The sequence below is a fragment of the Rubinisphaera italica genome, from assembly GCF_007859715.1.
Taxonomy (GTDB): Bacteria; Planctomycetota; Planctomycetia; order Planctomycetales; family Planctomycetaceae; genus Rubinisphaera; species Rubinisphaera italica.
The window spans coordinates 2,509,243-2,524,590 of the sequence record NZ_SJPG01000001.1; the positions used below are offsets into that span (position 1 = coordinate 2,509,243).

At 48.2% G+C, this 15,348-nt stretch carries 13 protein-coding genes; 2 read left to right on the forward strand and 11 right to left on the reverse strand.

What is annotated here, in order from left to right:
• Positions 1–169: 169 nt before the first annotated feature.
• Positions 170–3,142, reverse strand: coding sequence for an inverse autotransporter beta domain-containing protein (locus Pan54_RS09495; protein ID WP_146503258.1), 2,973 nt, complete (start codon positions 3,140–3,142; stop codon positions 170–172).
• A 598-nt stretch (positions 3,143–3,740) separates the two neighbouring features.
• On the opposite strand from Pan54_RS09495, the gene Pan54_RS09500 reads away from it, so the two are divergent.
• Positions 3,741–5,624 (forward strand): 2-oxoacid:acceptor oxidoreductase subunit alpha, encoded by a 1,884-nt coding sequence (locus tag Pan54_RS09500; protein WP_146503259.1) that lies wholly within the window; start codon positions 3,741–3,743, stop codon positions 5,622–5,624.
• Positions 5,625–5,691: 67 nt separating this feature from the next.
• On the forward strand, positions 5,692–6,720 hold the full coding sequence (locus Pan54_RS09505; protein WP_207310091.1) for a 2-oxoacid:ferredoxin oxidoreductase subunit beta: 1,029 nt from the start codon (positions 5,692–5,694) through the stop codon (positions 6,718–6,720).
• Between the two features lie 107 nt (positions 6,721–6,827).
• Here Pan54_RS09505 and Pan54_RS09510 read toward each other — a convergent pair whose 3' ends face one another.
• From Pan54_RS09510 to Pan54_RS09555, 10 genes are all read right to left on the reverse strand, one after another.
• Positions 6,828–7,322 carry a HEAT repeat domain-containing protein gene (locus tag Pan54_RS09510; RefSeq protein WP_146503260.1) on the reverse strand — a complete coding sequence of 165 codons (495 nt, stop codon included), beginning with the start codon at positions 7,320–7,322 and terminating at the stop codon, positions 6,828–6,830.
• 30 nt (positions 7,323–7,352) lie between these two features.
• The gene (locus Pan54_RS09515) at positions 7,353–8,318 is read right to left on the reverse strand and encodes a DUF1559 family PulG-like putative transporter (RefSeq protein WP_146503261.1); all 966 of its coding nucleotides are present in this window, start codon (positions 8,316–8,318) and stop codon (positions 7,353–7,355) included.
• A 122-nt stretch (positions 8,319–8,440) separates the two neighbouring features.
• On the reverse strand, positions 8,441–8,848 hold the full coding sequence (locus tag Pan54_RS09520; protein WP_146503262.1) for a hypothetical protein: 408 nt from the start codon (positions 8,846–8,848) through the stop codon (positions 8,441–8,443).
• Positions 8,845–9,456, reverse strand: a complete 612-nt coding sequence (locus tag Pan54_RS09525) for a pilus assembly FimT family protein (protein ID WP_146503263.1) — start codon at positions 9,454–9,456, stop codon at positions 8,845–8,847. Before Pan54_RS09525 ends, Pan54_RS09520 begins: the two co-directional genes overlap by 4 nt.
• The gene (locus Pan54_RS09530; RefSeq protein ID WP_146503264.1) at positions 9,449–9,895 is read right to left on the reverse strand and encodes a hypothetical protein; all 447 of its coding nucleotides are present in this window, start codon (positions 9,893–9,895) and stop codon (positions 9,449–9,451) included. Before Pan54_RS09530 ends, Pan54_RS09525 begins: the two co-directional genes overlap by 8 nt.
• A 5-nt stretch (positions 9,896–9,900) precedes the next feature.
• Positions 9,901–11,121, reverse strand: coding sequence for a type II secretion system F family protein (locus Pan54_RS09535; protein WP_146503265.1), 1,221 nt, complete (start codon positions 11,119–11,121; stop codon positions 9,901–9,903).
• A gap of 30 nt (positions 11,122–11,151) precedes the next feature.
• Positions 11,152–12,363 (reverse strand): type II secretion system F family protein, encoded by a 1,212-nt coding sequence (locus Pan54_RS09540; protein ID WP_146503266.1) that lies wholly within the window; start codon positions 12,361–12,363, stop codon positions 11,152–11,154.
• A 143-nt stretch (positions 12,364–12,506) separates the two neighbouring features.
• A complete protein-coding gene (locus Pan54_RS09545) occupies positions 12,507–13,535 on the reverse strand; it encodes a type II secretion system F family protein (protein WP_146503267.1) in 1,029 nt (342 codons plus the stop codon).
• 120 nt (positions 13,536–13,655) lie between these two features.
• Positions 13,656–14,867, reverse strand: a complete 1,212-nt coding sequence (locus Pan54_RS09550) for a GspE/PulE family protein (protein WP_146503268.1) — start codon at positions 14,865–14,867, stop codon at positions 13,656–13,658.
• A 105-nt stretch (positions 14,868–14,972) separates the two neighbouring features.
• A complete protein-coding gene (locus Pan54_RS09555; protein ID WP_146503269.1) occupies positions 14,973–15,332 on the reverse strand; it encodes a hypothetical protein in 360 nt (119 codons plus the stop codon).
• Positions 15,333–15,348: the final 16 nt, after the last annotated feature.

A 15,348-nucleotide genomic window follows, 5' to 3' on the forward strand; every position in this document is an offset into this window, starting at 1 on the left:
GATCGCCCACTGTCCGGCCAGGCATTGACTTGAGGTCGTGTCTGCTGCGTAAGCTTGTATAAACTTTCCCAATTGGGAACAGCGATCTTCCTGAATCCTGCAGCAGCTCTCTTTTATTTGCGTTGAATTTAACACAAAAAGTAACCGCTCAAAATTGAATTACAATATTCTACTCAAAAACCTGGCCATTAATTACTAATCGTCCAGTTATCGAATTCGCAGGCACAAAGACAGCTGTTGTGGCTCCGTTAATGGTGTTGTTGAGGTTCGAGACTAGAGTGACGAAGGGATCGTCAGTGCCGGTGACGTTGCTCAAGATGATGCCGCGGTCGACGAATGTGCTGAAGCGTTGCAGATTGATTTCGTTGGCGTCGAGCGTGATGGTTGAACCATCGTGGATTGAGGGGAAGAGAATCCCGGTTGCTCCGCCGGCGTAATCGTCAATAAAGTTGTTCGACAGGATCAGGGTGGACGTTCTGCTGGCCGAAGTACGCACACCGACGCTGTCTATTCCTCGGAATTCAATCGCATTGTTGAAGACCGCCAGGTCCAGAGTCGATTGTGAAAGCACTTCGATCGCGGTAGCGTTTTGTTCGGTAAATCCCAGAATATTTTGAGAGAAGGTGAATGTTCCCAATTCGGCAGAATCTCCTGTCAGGAATTGAAACGCTTTCTGATTAGCCGCATCGCCTGTTACAAAGTTCGAGACAATATTGGCATTCACAGGACCGGTCCAATCCATTTTTGCACCAATTCCCAATGCCTGGCTCAAATCGACACTGTTTTCTGAAAAATTGAAGTCAAGCGAAGCCGACTCTCCACCAGGCATCGTCTGAGCATTGAAGAATATTTTCGGAGAATCGACGATCGTATTTCGAACCATTCGTGCGACATAACCACCGGCTTCATCGACCACATAATTTACAGCTGTCCCCATGGTCGTGGAGTTCCCTTCAAACATGTTGTTTGTCAGAGCAAACAGTTTTACGTTCTCTGCATCAACGATCGTGGAGGTTGTTCCTGTGAATTTGGAGGAAATAATATCCAGGACTTCGGCATTTCGAAGGACGGCCACATGAGTGTTGTCCACAAAATTACCGAACTGGAACCCTGCCGAGCCAGAATCCTCGACATAAATTGCAGTGTCGGTATTCTGGATTGTTCCACCGCTATCTTCTTCAAACCCCCCTGTGGCCATGACTGTTCCAGTGGTTCTTACCATGCGAATTCCATACATTCCGCCATCTGCAGAAATCGAATCGGGACGAATATCGACAGCCGAATCTTCAACATCAATTGCCGGTGCATTCACTGAAGAGACGGATCCATCGCGAATGCGAACAAAATCAGAATTTCGCGATTCGATTCCCGTTCCGTTTGTGGTTTGTATATCCATCGTATAAATGTCAATCAGGCCCATGTTATCAACAAGTTCTACACCTTTGCTGCCGGTCGCTCCCTGGAGAATCAGGTTCTCAACAGCAGCGAATCCGTAAACATCTGTTTCGACATCGTCGCTCGTGTCGACCGTTCCCTGATCGTCTACAGTGGTGATCAAATCAAAATCTTCAACCAGTAGGCCACTTCCCTGATTGTTTAACAATGTAAGGTCGCCACCAAAAACCGTTTGGCCATGACCACCGCTAAGCAAGACACCATTGCCTCCAGCTCCTTCGACTTTCACATTATCGAGCCGCATATAACCATCGTGGTTGAGGATTTTCACTCCGTCTGCCTGACTGTCGTTGATGGTCAGATTGTTGACGTAGCCATTGTTTGAGGAGTCGATGACAAGTCCACTCTCGGTTGCATCGTTGAGTGTCACATTCTCAATTCGGAAATTATCGATGCCATTGGCGACAATTAAATCCCCACTGGTCGAGCCGGCAGCAGGGTTTAATGTCAAACCGGCAATAGATGTGTTGTCAGCCAGTGTAATCGCGGGACTGTTCAGACTCGCATTGATGGTCACGGGAGCTGCACTGGCGTTGGCTTCCATCGAAACGGTTCCGTAATTGACGGTGTCGATAGAGAAGGCGTTCCCTTCTCCAAACAGCTTCTGACCATCCTGCAGCACAATCGACTCACTAAAGCTCGAACCTTCACGCAAGTAGAAGATGTCTCCACCAGCTGTTTGCGCTTCGGCAATCGTGTCGAACGGGTTTTCGGCAGTTCCATCCTGGGCAGCAATACTCATTATGGTTGTTGGTGCAGGAACACCTGTGTTTTGAATGTTTTGAACAACATACGCGTTGTTCGTGATTGGATTGATCAAAGGAATAGCCGTTCCAATCTCAGAGCGTTTGCTCACAATAACGTTGTAGTTGGAATCGTTGAATCGGCGGAATTGACGATCAAGTCGATTGTCTGGAACATCGTTATTACCGAAACGAAATGACATTCCCAGAGTAACATTCGTGCCGAAGGTATCGTCATTGGAGATTGCAAACTGAGTTTGCAGATAAGGGGTGATGTCTCCCTGAACATGGAATTTGACACCATCGATATTATCAACATTTGAACCTTCAAAGTGATACCAACTGACGATCGCTTCCATGTTCCGTTCGTCGGCAAACTCTCCCGGCATATAGAAGCCGAGATTGACATCGACTCCTTTCATCGCCACTCCGATGGTATCCACGGTGTCCAGTACAATTTGATTACCCTGCATGCGGACATTCCCAGTGGATGATTGCAGGACCTTTTCATCCTCGCCAACGGGAACATAGACATTAGAAGTCAGTCTTCCGAATCGAGTCGAACCTTCCAGACCGAAGGACATTTGCTGATAAATCTTTTCCAGCGACTGGTCAAAGCCGTAATTGCCGTTCACGCCAATCATGAGAATGTCGTTAGGTTCCAGGAACCGATAACCTGTTCCAATATTCCCGCCGACATTCCCTTCATTCGTCATGAAGCCTCGTAGATCACCAAAAAGAATGCTTTCATCTTCATCGAGGATATATGGCATGAATTCAATATGCGTAATTCCGGTATCCCGGCCAAAGGCAGGCATCGCCGTATGACCAAGCCGTGCATCCGTCTGAATTCCCTGAGCCTTTGCCTTTTGCAGGCCTGTTGACAGGATAACTATCGATACGAAAGCGAACAGCAATCGAAGTGTCTGATCGGATTTGAGCATGAAACTGCCAATTTTTGGGGAGGAGAGCCTCGAAATGCAGATTGATTTCGAAACGATTGGCAATGAACCAGGAACCAGTTCATTGCGTGGGGATAGGAGAAATACCTGATCGCATATATCGAGTCAATTTCAGCCTGTCTTTTGCACCTGTTACAACAAACTTCAGGTCAGCCTCCTCAAGACAGACTTTCCAGCAAATTGCTACGAGAAATGCTCAATTTCAGGATTAAAATTGACACATCTGGACTTGCAAATATGATCCCGCTCTCTCGCCGGAGAACTCGGACACCATGAAATTCCCCCCTGAGCAATCCACGAATCTTGCCTGAATGCCCTAATCCGCACTTTCCAAGTGCATTGGTAAATGCAAGAATGACGATAATCCGGGAAACTTGTATGGATTATCGGAGTTAAGCAACCGATTTGCCGATATTCCTTAAGTATGATTCTCGGAGTACGGAATTCACTCAAGCCATCCACTGGGATGAATTTGTGCAGAAAACCGGAATTGAAACAGCGAACTGAATTCGCATTTAATACGTCGTATCTACGACGTCGATTCGCCTGAATGGCAAGAATAACGGAGTCTAACCAGATTATGTCGGCAGTTGATACACAATCGAATGGTAACGGTAATTTTCGCACGACAGAGCAAGTCGATGCAGTCGTCATCCGCTTTTGCGGCGACAGTGGCGACGGCATGCAGCTCGTTGGCACTCAATTCACCAATGTTTCGGCTGTCTTCGGGAACGATGTGAGCACCCTTCCCGACTTCCCCGCGGAAATTCGTGCTCCCGCCGGAACATTGAACGGAGTTTCCGGGTTCCAGCTCTGCTTCTCCAGCACCGATATTTTCACGCCGGGAGATGAAGTCGACACCCTTGTCGCCATGAACCCTGCTGCCCTGAAGACAAACCTGGCCGACCTGAAGCGGGGCGGAACACTCATTGTCAATAAGGATGCTTTCGATAAATCCGGACTGTCCAAGGCTGGATACGCAACAAATCCGCTCGAAGACGACAATGACTCTTTGGCCGGTTATCGTGTTCATAAAGTCGATATGACTCGCCTGACTCGCGATTCCGTCGCCGATCTCGGCCTCTCTCTCAAAGAAGCAGACCGCTGCAAAAACTTCTTCGCTCTCGGACTTGTCTACTGGCTCTATGATCGGGATGCGAAGGCGACTCAGGATTGGATCAAATCCAAGTTTGCGAAACGTCCGGAACTCGTTCAGGCAAACCTGTCAGCTCTGAAAGCCGGGGCCGACCTCGGGTATTCGACTCAGGCCTTCACCGTTCATTACAAAGTTCCACCCGCGAAATTGCCGCCGGGCAAATACCGCAAAATGACTGGTAATGAAGCAGTTGCGATGGGACTGGTCGCTGCGGCTCATGTTTCCGGTAAAGAACTGTTTTATGCCGGATATCCGATCACACCTGCCAGCGATATTCTGCACGAACTTTCTAAGCTGAAAAACTTCGGCGTTCGCACAGCTCAGGTTGAAGACGAAATCGCCGCCATCACCGCTACTGTCGGAGCCTCCTTCGGTGGAGCGTTTGCAGTCACAGCCAGCAGTGGACCAGGTATCGCGTTGAAGTCTGAGGGAATCGGGCTGGCAGTCATCACCGAATTGCCACTGGTGATCGTCAATGTACAGCGTGGTGGACCGAGTACTGGCTTGCCGACAAAAACCGAACAGGCCGACCTGATGATGTCCTTCTTTGGACGCAACGGCGAATGTCCGATGCCGATTATCGCAGCTGCCACTCCAGGCGATGCTTTTGATGTCTCCCGAGAAGCTTTGCGGCTGGCCGTCGAATTTATGACGCCGGTCTTCCTCCTGAGTGATGGCTACATCGCCAACGGAGCCGAGCCTTGGAAGATTCCTGATCTCAAAAACATCAAACCGATCGACTTCAAGCATATTAAAGAAGCCAACGGACAAGATGGCCAGTATCTGCCTTATCTGCGAAATGATCGCCTCGTTCGCCCTTGGGCATTACCGGGCACGAAGGGTCTTGAACACCGTGTTGGAGGACTGGAAAAATCGGATGGAACAGGGAACGTCAGCTACGATCCCGACAACCATCAGCACATGATTGAAACGCGAGCCAAAAAAATAGCCGGCATCGCCAATCATATTCCAGAACAACCACTCGAAGGCCCCGATTCCGGCGACCTGCTCGTCATCAGCTGGGGCGGAACCTACGGTTCTGTCCGTACTGCTGTTCAGCGAGCACAAAAAGATGGCCATAAAGTCACGCTGGCACACATCCGCTACCTCAACCCGTTTCCTAAGAATCTGGAAGAGGTCATCAAACGCTTCGATAAAGTTCTCGTCCCCGAACTCAACACCGGACAGCTTCGCTTCCTTCTGCGAGCGATGTTCCTGTGCGACGCCAAGGGGCTGAACAAGATGAAGGGGAAACCATTCCTCGTCAGCGAAGTTTACGATGCCATTCTTGAAAACCTGAAGAAATAATCACGCCGTCGCAGGTTAGACGGTTATAATAAGACAATTATCAAGTTCTGTTGAGATAGGACTCCTTATGAGTACGAGTATTGAACTTCCAGTTCTAACCCCCAAAGATTTCGCCAGTGACCAGGAAGTCCGCTGGTGTCCTCGTTGCGGTGACTATTCTATTTTGGCTCAGGTCAAAAAAATCTTACCAACGCTGAACATTCCCAAAGAAGAGTTCGTGTTTATCTCCGGCATCGGCTGCTCAAGCCGGTTCCCGTATTACATGAACACTTACGGCATGCACAGTATCCACGGCCGTGCCCCTGCGATTGCGACTGGCCTGAAAGTGGCACGACCTGATTTACAGGTTTGGGTGATCACTGGCGACGGCGATTCCCTTTCCATCGGCGGCAATCACTTCATGCACATGATTCGCCGCAATGTGAATCTGAAAGTGATCCTGTTCAACAATCAGATTTACGGACTGACCAAAGGACAGTATTCACCAACCAGTCCTCAGGGAAAACGAACCAAGAGTACGCCTTATGGTTCGGTCGACGCTCCTTTGACACCGCTTTCCGTAGCAATAGGCGCCCGCGCCACCTTCGCGGCTCGATCTGTCGATGTCGATATTAAACACTTGTGCTATGTTTTGGAGCGAGCTGCCAATCATAAAGGAACTGCTCTGGTTGAGGTCTATCAGGACTGCAACGTCTTCAACAGCGGTGCCTTTGATTTTGCTTCCAAGAAAGACCAGAAGGTCGAAAACTGCATCTACCTCGAACACGGCAAGCCGCTGATCTTCGGGAAAGATCGCGATAAGGGGATTCGACTGAATCATTTCAGTCAGCCGGAAGTTGTCGAACTGGGCAAAGGTGGAGTCAGCGAAGACGACCTGCTCTTCCACGATGAAAAACAGGAAAATCCAACCCTCGCCTTCCTGCTTTCGCAAATGCGATATCCAGATAGCCCCGAACCAATGGGCGTCTTCAGAGCGATCGACCGTCCAACCTACGATGACGAAGTCAACGAGCAGGTCAAGGACGTCACAGAAAAATACGGCCCAGGCAACCTCGAAGACCTCTTCAGCACCGGTGATACCTGGACTGTCGAGTAAACCACATTGCGGTTGAGAAACAAAAACTGGCGAATGCATGTTCGCCAGTTTTTTATGCGCTAAGTAAATTCCTCACTGATACAAGTAGGAAGCATATCTATCCATCATCAGCGAATAAGTTCTTCATTCGCGAGATGCTGAATGCGAGGATCCTCATCGGCCGTCAGTTTTTTCAGTTTGTCTTTGAGGTATTGCTGCTGATCTGCGGAGGCTATTTTACATGCGGTTTTGATGGCCTGCATGCGTATATTTTGCGGATGGTCACTTGAAAAGAATTGAGTCACCAGGTCGAAATGCTCTGATGCCTCAGTTCCATAGCGACTCAGAATCTTCAAAGCAAACCATTGAGGATCTGTTGATTTCGTGCTTTTCAGATAATCAATCAGAATTGCAATTTGCTGCTGCGGAGGTGTTCCCAGATTCTCCAGTGCCTCGACGGACCACTCCCTAACCGTCTCGTCCGCATCACCAACGGCATTGAGTAAAGGAATTAACGCGGGACCGGCTTCGTCTGCCATTCGAGCCAGTTGCTCCGCCGCTCTTTGGCGTGTTTTGATATCTGCAGACTGTAGCTCAACTGCAAGTTGTTCAGCATCATTCATCAGGTAGACGGTTCGCTAAGAAGGAGTGGATTAAAAGTCTCTCAACAACTCTCCATCTTCACGATTACCCAGGTTGCTGTAAACTTCGATATCAATATTTTCTGAGAGAAATCGCACGGAAGAATCGCAAAGGACGAATTGAGCTCCACCAGCATGTTCGCTTTCAAATCCGCCTGTTTCTAATGGATCCGCTGGTTCCCATTCATCTCGCTGGCGATATCCCCCTGAATTTCTGAATTCATCATTATTTTGATTAATCGGAATCCCTGTATTTCTGAGAGTCGCTCGAGACCCGGAGATCCACCCTAGTTTTAGTCCACCGAAAATTTTCTCACCGACCATTAGTGTGTGTGACATGCCGTCGCGAATGTCTCGCGGAGCAATCGCCTGATTTAGGATGAATACACCGTCATTGTCCTGATCGATTGCGACATTTGATCCACTGTGTACACCGGCGTAATTGGTGACAGCAATCTCCACGGATTCGCCGTTTCCTTCAAATCCTGACATTACCTGTTCAGAACCATCTTCGTTTTCCATCGGATTGATGTTGGCTGGAACTGAAACAAACTGTGGTAGTGCCGAGGAGGGACAATGTATCCATTGCGGCTGATATTCAGCGATTTGATAATTCGCTGCATCGTAAGCCCCGGCCTTGAAATCGAATTTGTCGAACGCATTGTTGTCATCCATCTGCGGGAGAAAACGAACCATCCAGCCAACGTCGGAACCGGTTCGAGTATTCTCGATCGGGCCGGTTGGATTTGTTGTTCCGATTGGCAAGGTTTCCCAGAGATGTTCGTAATTCGAAATTGCAATGCCCATCTGCATCAGATTATTTTTGCATGACGATCGACGAGCCGCTTCCCTTGCCTGCTGCACGGCCGGGAGCAGCAGTGCCACAAGAATGGCAATGATTGCGATGACAACCAATAGCTCGACCAACGTAAAAGCGAACCGGTCTCGATTGAGGAATAATTCTTTATGCGTTTTCATCAGTTATTTTCTCCGTTCTTGGCCCTATCAGGGCTTGGATTTAAAATGTTTGTTTCCATGTACCGCTCCGTTGTCGCTCGTTACAAGTTTATCAACCCTGGAATCAAAAATGACGAAACACACTAAGGGGTCGTTAATGGATAAGATCTTGTCAATTGCTGAATTACCTCTTCACCCTCGAAGAGTCGAGCCTGGATTTGGATGGATGTTTGAGGAGCAGAATTCTCAGCAACCGCTTTCTCAATCCCTGATATTTCTAAGCGACCTTCATAATTCAAGTTCCACTTCTCACGAGAAATTGTCCACGTTTCTTTGGGGACAGTTCCCGATTGTGTATGTTTCTGGATGGCATAAGCCAAGGCATCATCGGCCAATACGTTAAGTTGTGAGTGAGCAAATTCGAGTTTGGACTGCTGATGAGTCAGGACGGTTTGTCTCACAAGATTACCGATCACACCAGCCGTTAACACAATACAAGCCAGAACAATCACCAGAATTGCTCCACGACGACTATCAGGACGTTGTTTCATGGCGTTTCCTCCGTTGAAGATCCTGCCGGTTCAGCAATTGATTTCGACTGCAAAGGTTGCCAGCGTTCTGTGGAAGCCAGAATTTCAAAAGAATGGTGTTGTGGTTGAGCCGAGTTTGTTTTACTCGGTTTCTCTGACGATTTCTTTTCAAAACGAGTCAAAATGAGTTTGTTTTCAGGATCCCGGCTCCAACTCACGTTCCAATCCGGCGACAATCGAAAACTTTCAAATCGCCTGCCACTTTCTTCTTGAGTCCTCAGGGAATAATCAATTCTACCTGGATTGAACTGAAATTCTTCCAGCGGCTCGGCTCCCTCCCCAGACGAAATCAAAAGTTTATTACCGACAACTTGAAACTGGGTAAAACGATGCTTATGTACGGTTTCGCGAAATAATTCCGCGTAGGTTTCAACGACTTGTTGTTCTTTCTGTTGCTGCCGGAAATTGCCGTCTACTTGAAAGCTCAGAAACATAATCCCAGCGGCAATCGATGTCACTGTTCCGGCTAAGGCCATCACTGTCACCATCTCGATCAAAGTGAAAGCCCTGCTTTTATGAACCCTCTGAAAGGGAGTCGGAACTTTTGTGGAGTCGAGGCTCTTATTCATTGCTTCCTCCACTCAAAGTCCGCCAGGTTGAGAGCCGCATCGGTTTTGATTGATCGTTTCCAGCTTCAATAATCGAAATGTCAAATCGAATGCGATTCATATCATCAGGTTCTGCCGCTTTGATCTCAATTTGACGTAGGCTGTTTGAATTGACAGACATGGCAAGTTCATCCAACTGTTCCTGAGTTTGAATTTGATCAGGTGTCACGGCCTGTAAAACCTCCACTAGGTTTAACGCGATCTGCTGCTCGATCATTTGACGATTGGACTGAGTCTGTTGAGCATTGAGTAATCCGATCAATGGAATCGTTGTAGCCATTAACGTGCCGATCAGAATCAACGAGACGATCATTTCGACTACTCCTAAGGCTTTTCGTTTGGAAAGCATTCGAGTTGCAATTGATCGCACGAGTTTCGGTTTGTAATTAATTTTTAACATGGCGACTACGAAAGATCGTGAATTAGGCTAATGAGCGGATAAAACATACCGATCGCGATCAGGGCGACCAGAAAAGTCATTGCAACTAAAAGAACACATCGTGCAATTTCCCAGAAATTAAACCGGTGATGCAGACGGGTCGCTTCCATGGAATTACTGGTTTCTCTGAGCAGGAAACCGAGTTGATTACTCCGTTCCCCAGCTCGCAAAATCGCTGCCTGGTGTGCTGTCACAATTCGTTGCTGTGACATCGCCTGCCAGAACTCAGTCCCCTGTTCAACGCTCAGCCGAACTCTACTCATTCGTTTGCGGATATCGGGAAACGGAAAGTGTCTGGAAAGAGAGTCCACTGTAGCGATCAATGGCTTACCTGCTTCTGCGGAAACCGAGAGGAGACGCAGAATTTCCGGCGTGACCCGCTTCGGAAAAAAGCTGAGGATAAAATCAGCAACAATCGTAAATGGCTGGTAGAAAACACGAGGGAAGGTAATCAGGCTGTCTATCCATGTTTTCGAGCGGTTCACCGTCGAGCCTCGAAAACGTCTGAAGCAGGCGGCTATAAAAACCAAACTGCAGAATATGACTGTGAGGAAAAGCAGAAAAAAGTTGGTCGCTCCCCAATCTCCCAACGAAATTACCAGTAAAGTAATATTAGGAAGTTGAGTGCCGAATCCTTGAAAAATCTCTTTGTACTTCGGAATGATAAAGTAAAGCAAAAAACTGGTGATTGCTAAAATTGCCAGCAGGACAAAGATCAAATAAAAGATGAGATAATAATATGAATAACGATCCGGGTCGCGAGATCGATCCAGGTATCGAGCAGTCACATCCAGGCTTTCTCCGAGCGTTCCCGTTTCTCCCCCAACTCGTATCGCCAACTGTCCCTGAGAAGGAACTAAGGAACGATACTGATCTATCGCGATAGGCAACGCGACACCTTCCCGTAGTTGATCTGCAAGTTCCAGCAACTTTCGCCCACGGCTACCGCGAAACTCAGTTGCCTGAGCATCGATCAGCTCGGGCAGGGGCAGGTTGTTTTTGATGGAAGTGGCGATCAACCAGAGCGTTGAAATGCCTCGGTTTTTCCAAGAGGCGAAACTAATCATTGCAAAAGTGATGATGACCAGGCAGATCAGCAGTGACGAAAATATGCCGATCGGAGATCCCATGCCAATCATTGCGATCAACAAGATCAGGGAGATTACGAAGATGAGAAATTGGAACATAATAATTCGCCCGGCTGTTGCCAGTGACAGTTACGATAAAGTATTCATTAAATGAATAAGGGGGTAGAACAGTGCAATCACAATCCACATAAACAGAATACCAACAAAGATGACGATGACCGGTTCTGTAAAAGCCGTTATGGTGACGGCCTGAAGTCGAGCCCTGCTTTCATACATTTCGCCAAGGGCATGCAAGGCACGGCTCAATAGTTCTCGATCTGAATTCCAGTGCAGCGATTCAATTAAATCTGCAGGAATTCCACGAATTCGATCAGCAGCATCTCTTAGTGACTCACCGGCTTCCAGTCGAGCCGCCCAGTGTTGTGAAGCTTCTGCAACGACCGAATCATCAGCACTTTGACCGGCCAGCCTCAACGCTTCGGCTAATGGCACATCATTGTCGGTCAGAAAGCCCAATGCATGGGTAAAACGTGACATGGAAATGGATTGCAGAATACTACCGAAAATCGGAATGGAAAGTTGCATCCTGCGGACAGTTTGTCTCGGTAATACGAAACAAAGCACACAGAAAAGAACAACTCCTATCAATCCCGTGATAAATATTATGGCTCCGAAATCAAATATAAACTTGGTCGTTTCCAATAACGAAGACGTTATCAAAGGCAGTTGCATCCCGAAGCCATAGAACATGTCAGAAAAATTAAGAATTATTGGCCCGAGGTAAATCAACAAACCAAAAAATATTGTCATCGCAAGGGAAAACAGAAAAGCCGGGTAGATAAAGCTGATTGAAACGCGACTTCGAAGTGTTGATAAATCTTTAACATAAGTCACATACTGACTCATCGCCTGGCCGGTTTTCCCGGTTACCAGACCGGCTCGAATCGCGGCGATCAAATCAGCCGGGGCTCCTTGAACATGGAGGGCATCGTCGAGCGATTGTCCGGCTTCGAGTCGCCCGGCCAGTCGCTGAAGTTGCTCTCGTTGACGTTTCCGGCCCCAGGTCGAAAAGACGGCCAGTTCATCCGCTAACTTTCGTAGGCCTTGTTCCAGCGGCAATTGACTGGCCGTTAACTCGGCCAGTTGAGCTGCCAGATCTTCACTGGCTCCGCGAGACATCTTATCGTCTGTCGAGTTCTGTTTCTGCTCTTTGATCTCAAGTAAAGTCCAGCCTCGCCCATTTTTCAACTCCCGTTGAGCAGCTTCGACAGAATCCGCCTGCAGCGTCCCCGTCTGACGGTTCCCCGTCTGGTCGATCGCAATGTAGTGAAAATCTGGCATGACGGTTTTGAGTTAAGGCTGAATTTTGGATAAAGGTGTAGGCCAGGCAGTGCCTGACGTAATTGAGTAATGATCATTACGAGATCGAATTGTCTGGAGGCTTCGCTTCGCTGCGACCCCAGCCACCCCGATGAATTATTAAGTCATGAAAGTTGATCCAGTAAATTGACGAATGGCAGGAAGACGGTCAGCACGTACATCAATGTTGCACCGCCACCCACCAAAAACAGGAACACCAACGGTGCAAGGAGTTTGAGCCATTCCGTCAGCAGTTCCGCTTTTCTGCGATACAACTGCCCCGCATGATACAAAGGGCGGCTCACATCCGACTGCCCTTGACCGGACTGAATCAGCCAAGCCAGAAATGGTGGTAAAACGGCTTCCTGCAAATGTTGATCTGTTGGAGCCTGACTCATTCCAATCAAACTCGCATCTCCCGTCGCGGCTGCGGAAATCCGTAATGCTTCTCCATAGGGCACGTGACGGGAAATCATCATTGACATCATTTCCGTGAAATTCGCCAGCCGATGCAGCCGAAGAATATTGGTGACCCCCGGTACCAATCGCATCAGCGAAGCACCACCAGAAAGATTCAAACTTCGCCCATCGTTACTTCGCAGCCAGCTGAACCAGGCAGCGAATAAAATCAGAGGAGGAATCCAACCCCAGATCCAGGCAGTGGCATAAATGGAATCCATAAACTGCACGATTTGATTCGGTTGAAGGCGACTGGCTTCGTCGAATGCGAGATATCCTCGCACGGTCATCCTGCCTACAAACAGAAACAGCATGTAGGCAGTGAACATGACGAGCAGCGGATACATCATCGCCCGCCCGAGTCGCTGCCGGAGTGTGAACAATTGCTGGATATAATTCCCATAGGTTTCCAGAATGGTGCCAAGAATATCTCCCCCCTGCTCTCCCGCAGCGATGACTTCACGATACTGTTCCGGAAAGACATCACTTTGATGAGCAATCGATTCAGAAAGAGAAGAACCCAGTTCGAGATCCCGCACTAGTTTCTGCAATGTTCGGCTCAGCCGGGGGTGTGTCCCTTCTACAGCTGCCTGTAATCCTTCGACCAAACCTGCTTCACCACGCACAATCCCAGTTAGCAGATCGTTGAACTCATGGAGTTCTTCGAGCGAAAACTGAGACTTGAAAGGAAACATGGCAATGACTTTAAATTAATGTTGTCGTAGGTCAGGCACTGCCTGACGTGATTAATAATGAATGCTGAACTTAGTCAGGCAGTGCCTGACCTACGAATTTGAAATTTTTGAACAATTGAATTAACTGGCTCCTAATACGCGAATCATCTCCTGTGGACTGACGATATGCTCGTCTACTAAAGTCCTGGCACGATCTCGCAAACTGATCATACCGGATTCAGCGGCCAGTTCATTCAAAGTTTTCACATCCTGCCGTTTTAAGATCGCTTCGGATATCTCAGGCCAGTCGGGATCGAGATATTCAGACAGAACTTTTCGTCCCAGATATCCCGTCCCTCGACAAACATCGCAACCGACAGGTAAAGCGACCGATTCAAACTGACCGGATAATAATTCAGACGCGTCGGTAGAAATCTTTTTACAACGACAAAGAGCCCGCAGCAGACGTTGGCTGAAAACGGCCAGCAATCCACTTCTTAATAAATAAGGTTCTATGCCCATATCACTCAGTCTGCTGAGCGCTCGTGTGCAGGAACCGGCATGAAATGTTGTGAGGATGAGATTTCCAATCAATGAGGCTTGAAAGACCGTCTCTGCTGTTTCACGGTCTCGTATTTCGCCGACCATGATGACATCCGGGTCCTGCCTGACTAATGATCGTAAGCCTGTCATCATATCCATACCAGCTTTAGGGTTTGCAGAAGTCTGATCCACATGAGGAACCACCACTTCAACAGGATCCTCTAAAGAAACGAGACTCCGCTCCCCGGCTGATTTGTGTAACATTTCTCGCATCGCGGCATAAATCGTTGTTGTTTTCCCACTGCCTGCCGGACCAGTTAAGACAATGACACCACTTGTCTGCTCAAGTAAGTGATTAAACTTGCCTACGATATCCTCTGGTAAATCGAGATCATTGATCAACTCAAGGCGACCGGAATCTGCAAATAACCTGATAACAACTTTTTCACCAAACTGAGTGGGAAAAACGCTGATGCGTGTCTCTTCTCCGGCAATAGAAGATTGCAATCGACCTTCCTGCGGGACATCTACTCGATACGTTAATAAGTTGGCCAGCACTTTGAGGCGAGCGATGATGTTCGCAGCAAAAAGTTGTGGAAAACTCGTGACGGTTTGAATCACGCCATCAATTCTCCATCGCATTTCCAGGCCATCTCCTGTCGGTCGCAGGTGAATATCACTAGCACCACAACTGCGGGCTCCGGAAAGTATGTGATCGACCAGACGAGGCACCTGATCTGCTTTAAGGGATGAGGAATCCCCAGCGTGTTGTAAGAACCATTCACCAAGATCGACTGGAACTGCAGACATAAAATCGCCAGTGTTGAAAACCCGATTAATAAGAACGATGCAGAATCAGATGGGATACACAAAACTATTCGCGAGTGCTGAATGTGATGTGAGTAAGATCTGCGATTACAAACGTATTGAAGATGAAACGTGAGAGCGATAAGCCAGAACGGCCTCAACATGCCCCCACTCTCCAATCGACTCGGGAGAAACATCCAGTTTGCAAAGTTTGCTTTGTGATGGGGGGATCACCAGAGGCTGCATGACCACAGCCGCTGTTCGTGAAACAGAATGTAGTTGAGACTCTGCAACGACAAACAGCACAATAAACAGAGTAGCGATTACAGTAAGCTGCCGTCGCGCAGTCCGCTGCCAGGCTTCCTTGCGTGCCTGCCGCATCAACTGAAGGCGCAGACCATCCCCCGCCTTCACGGTCGGCGAAGAAAGGACGACAAGCTCTTCAATGGTTTGACAGGAATGGGACATGTTAATTTTCGGTTCT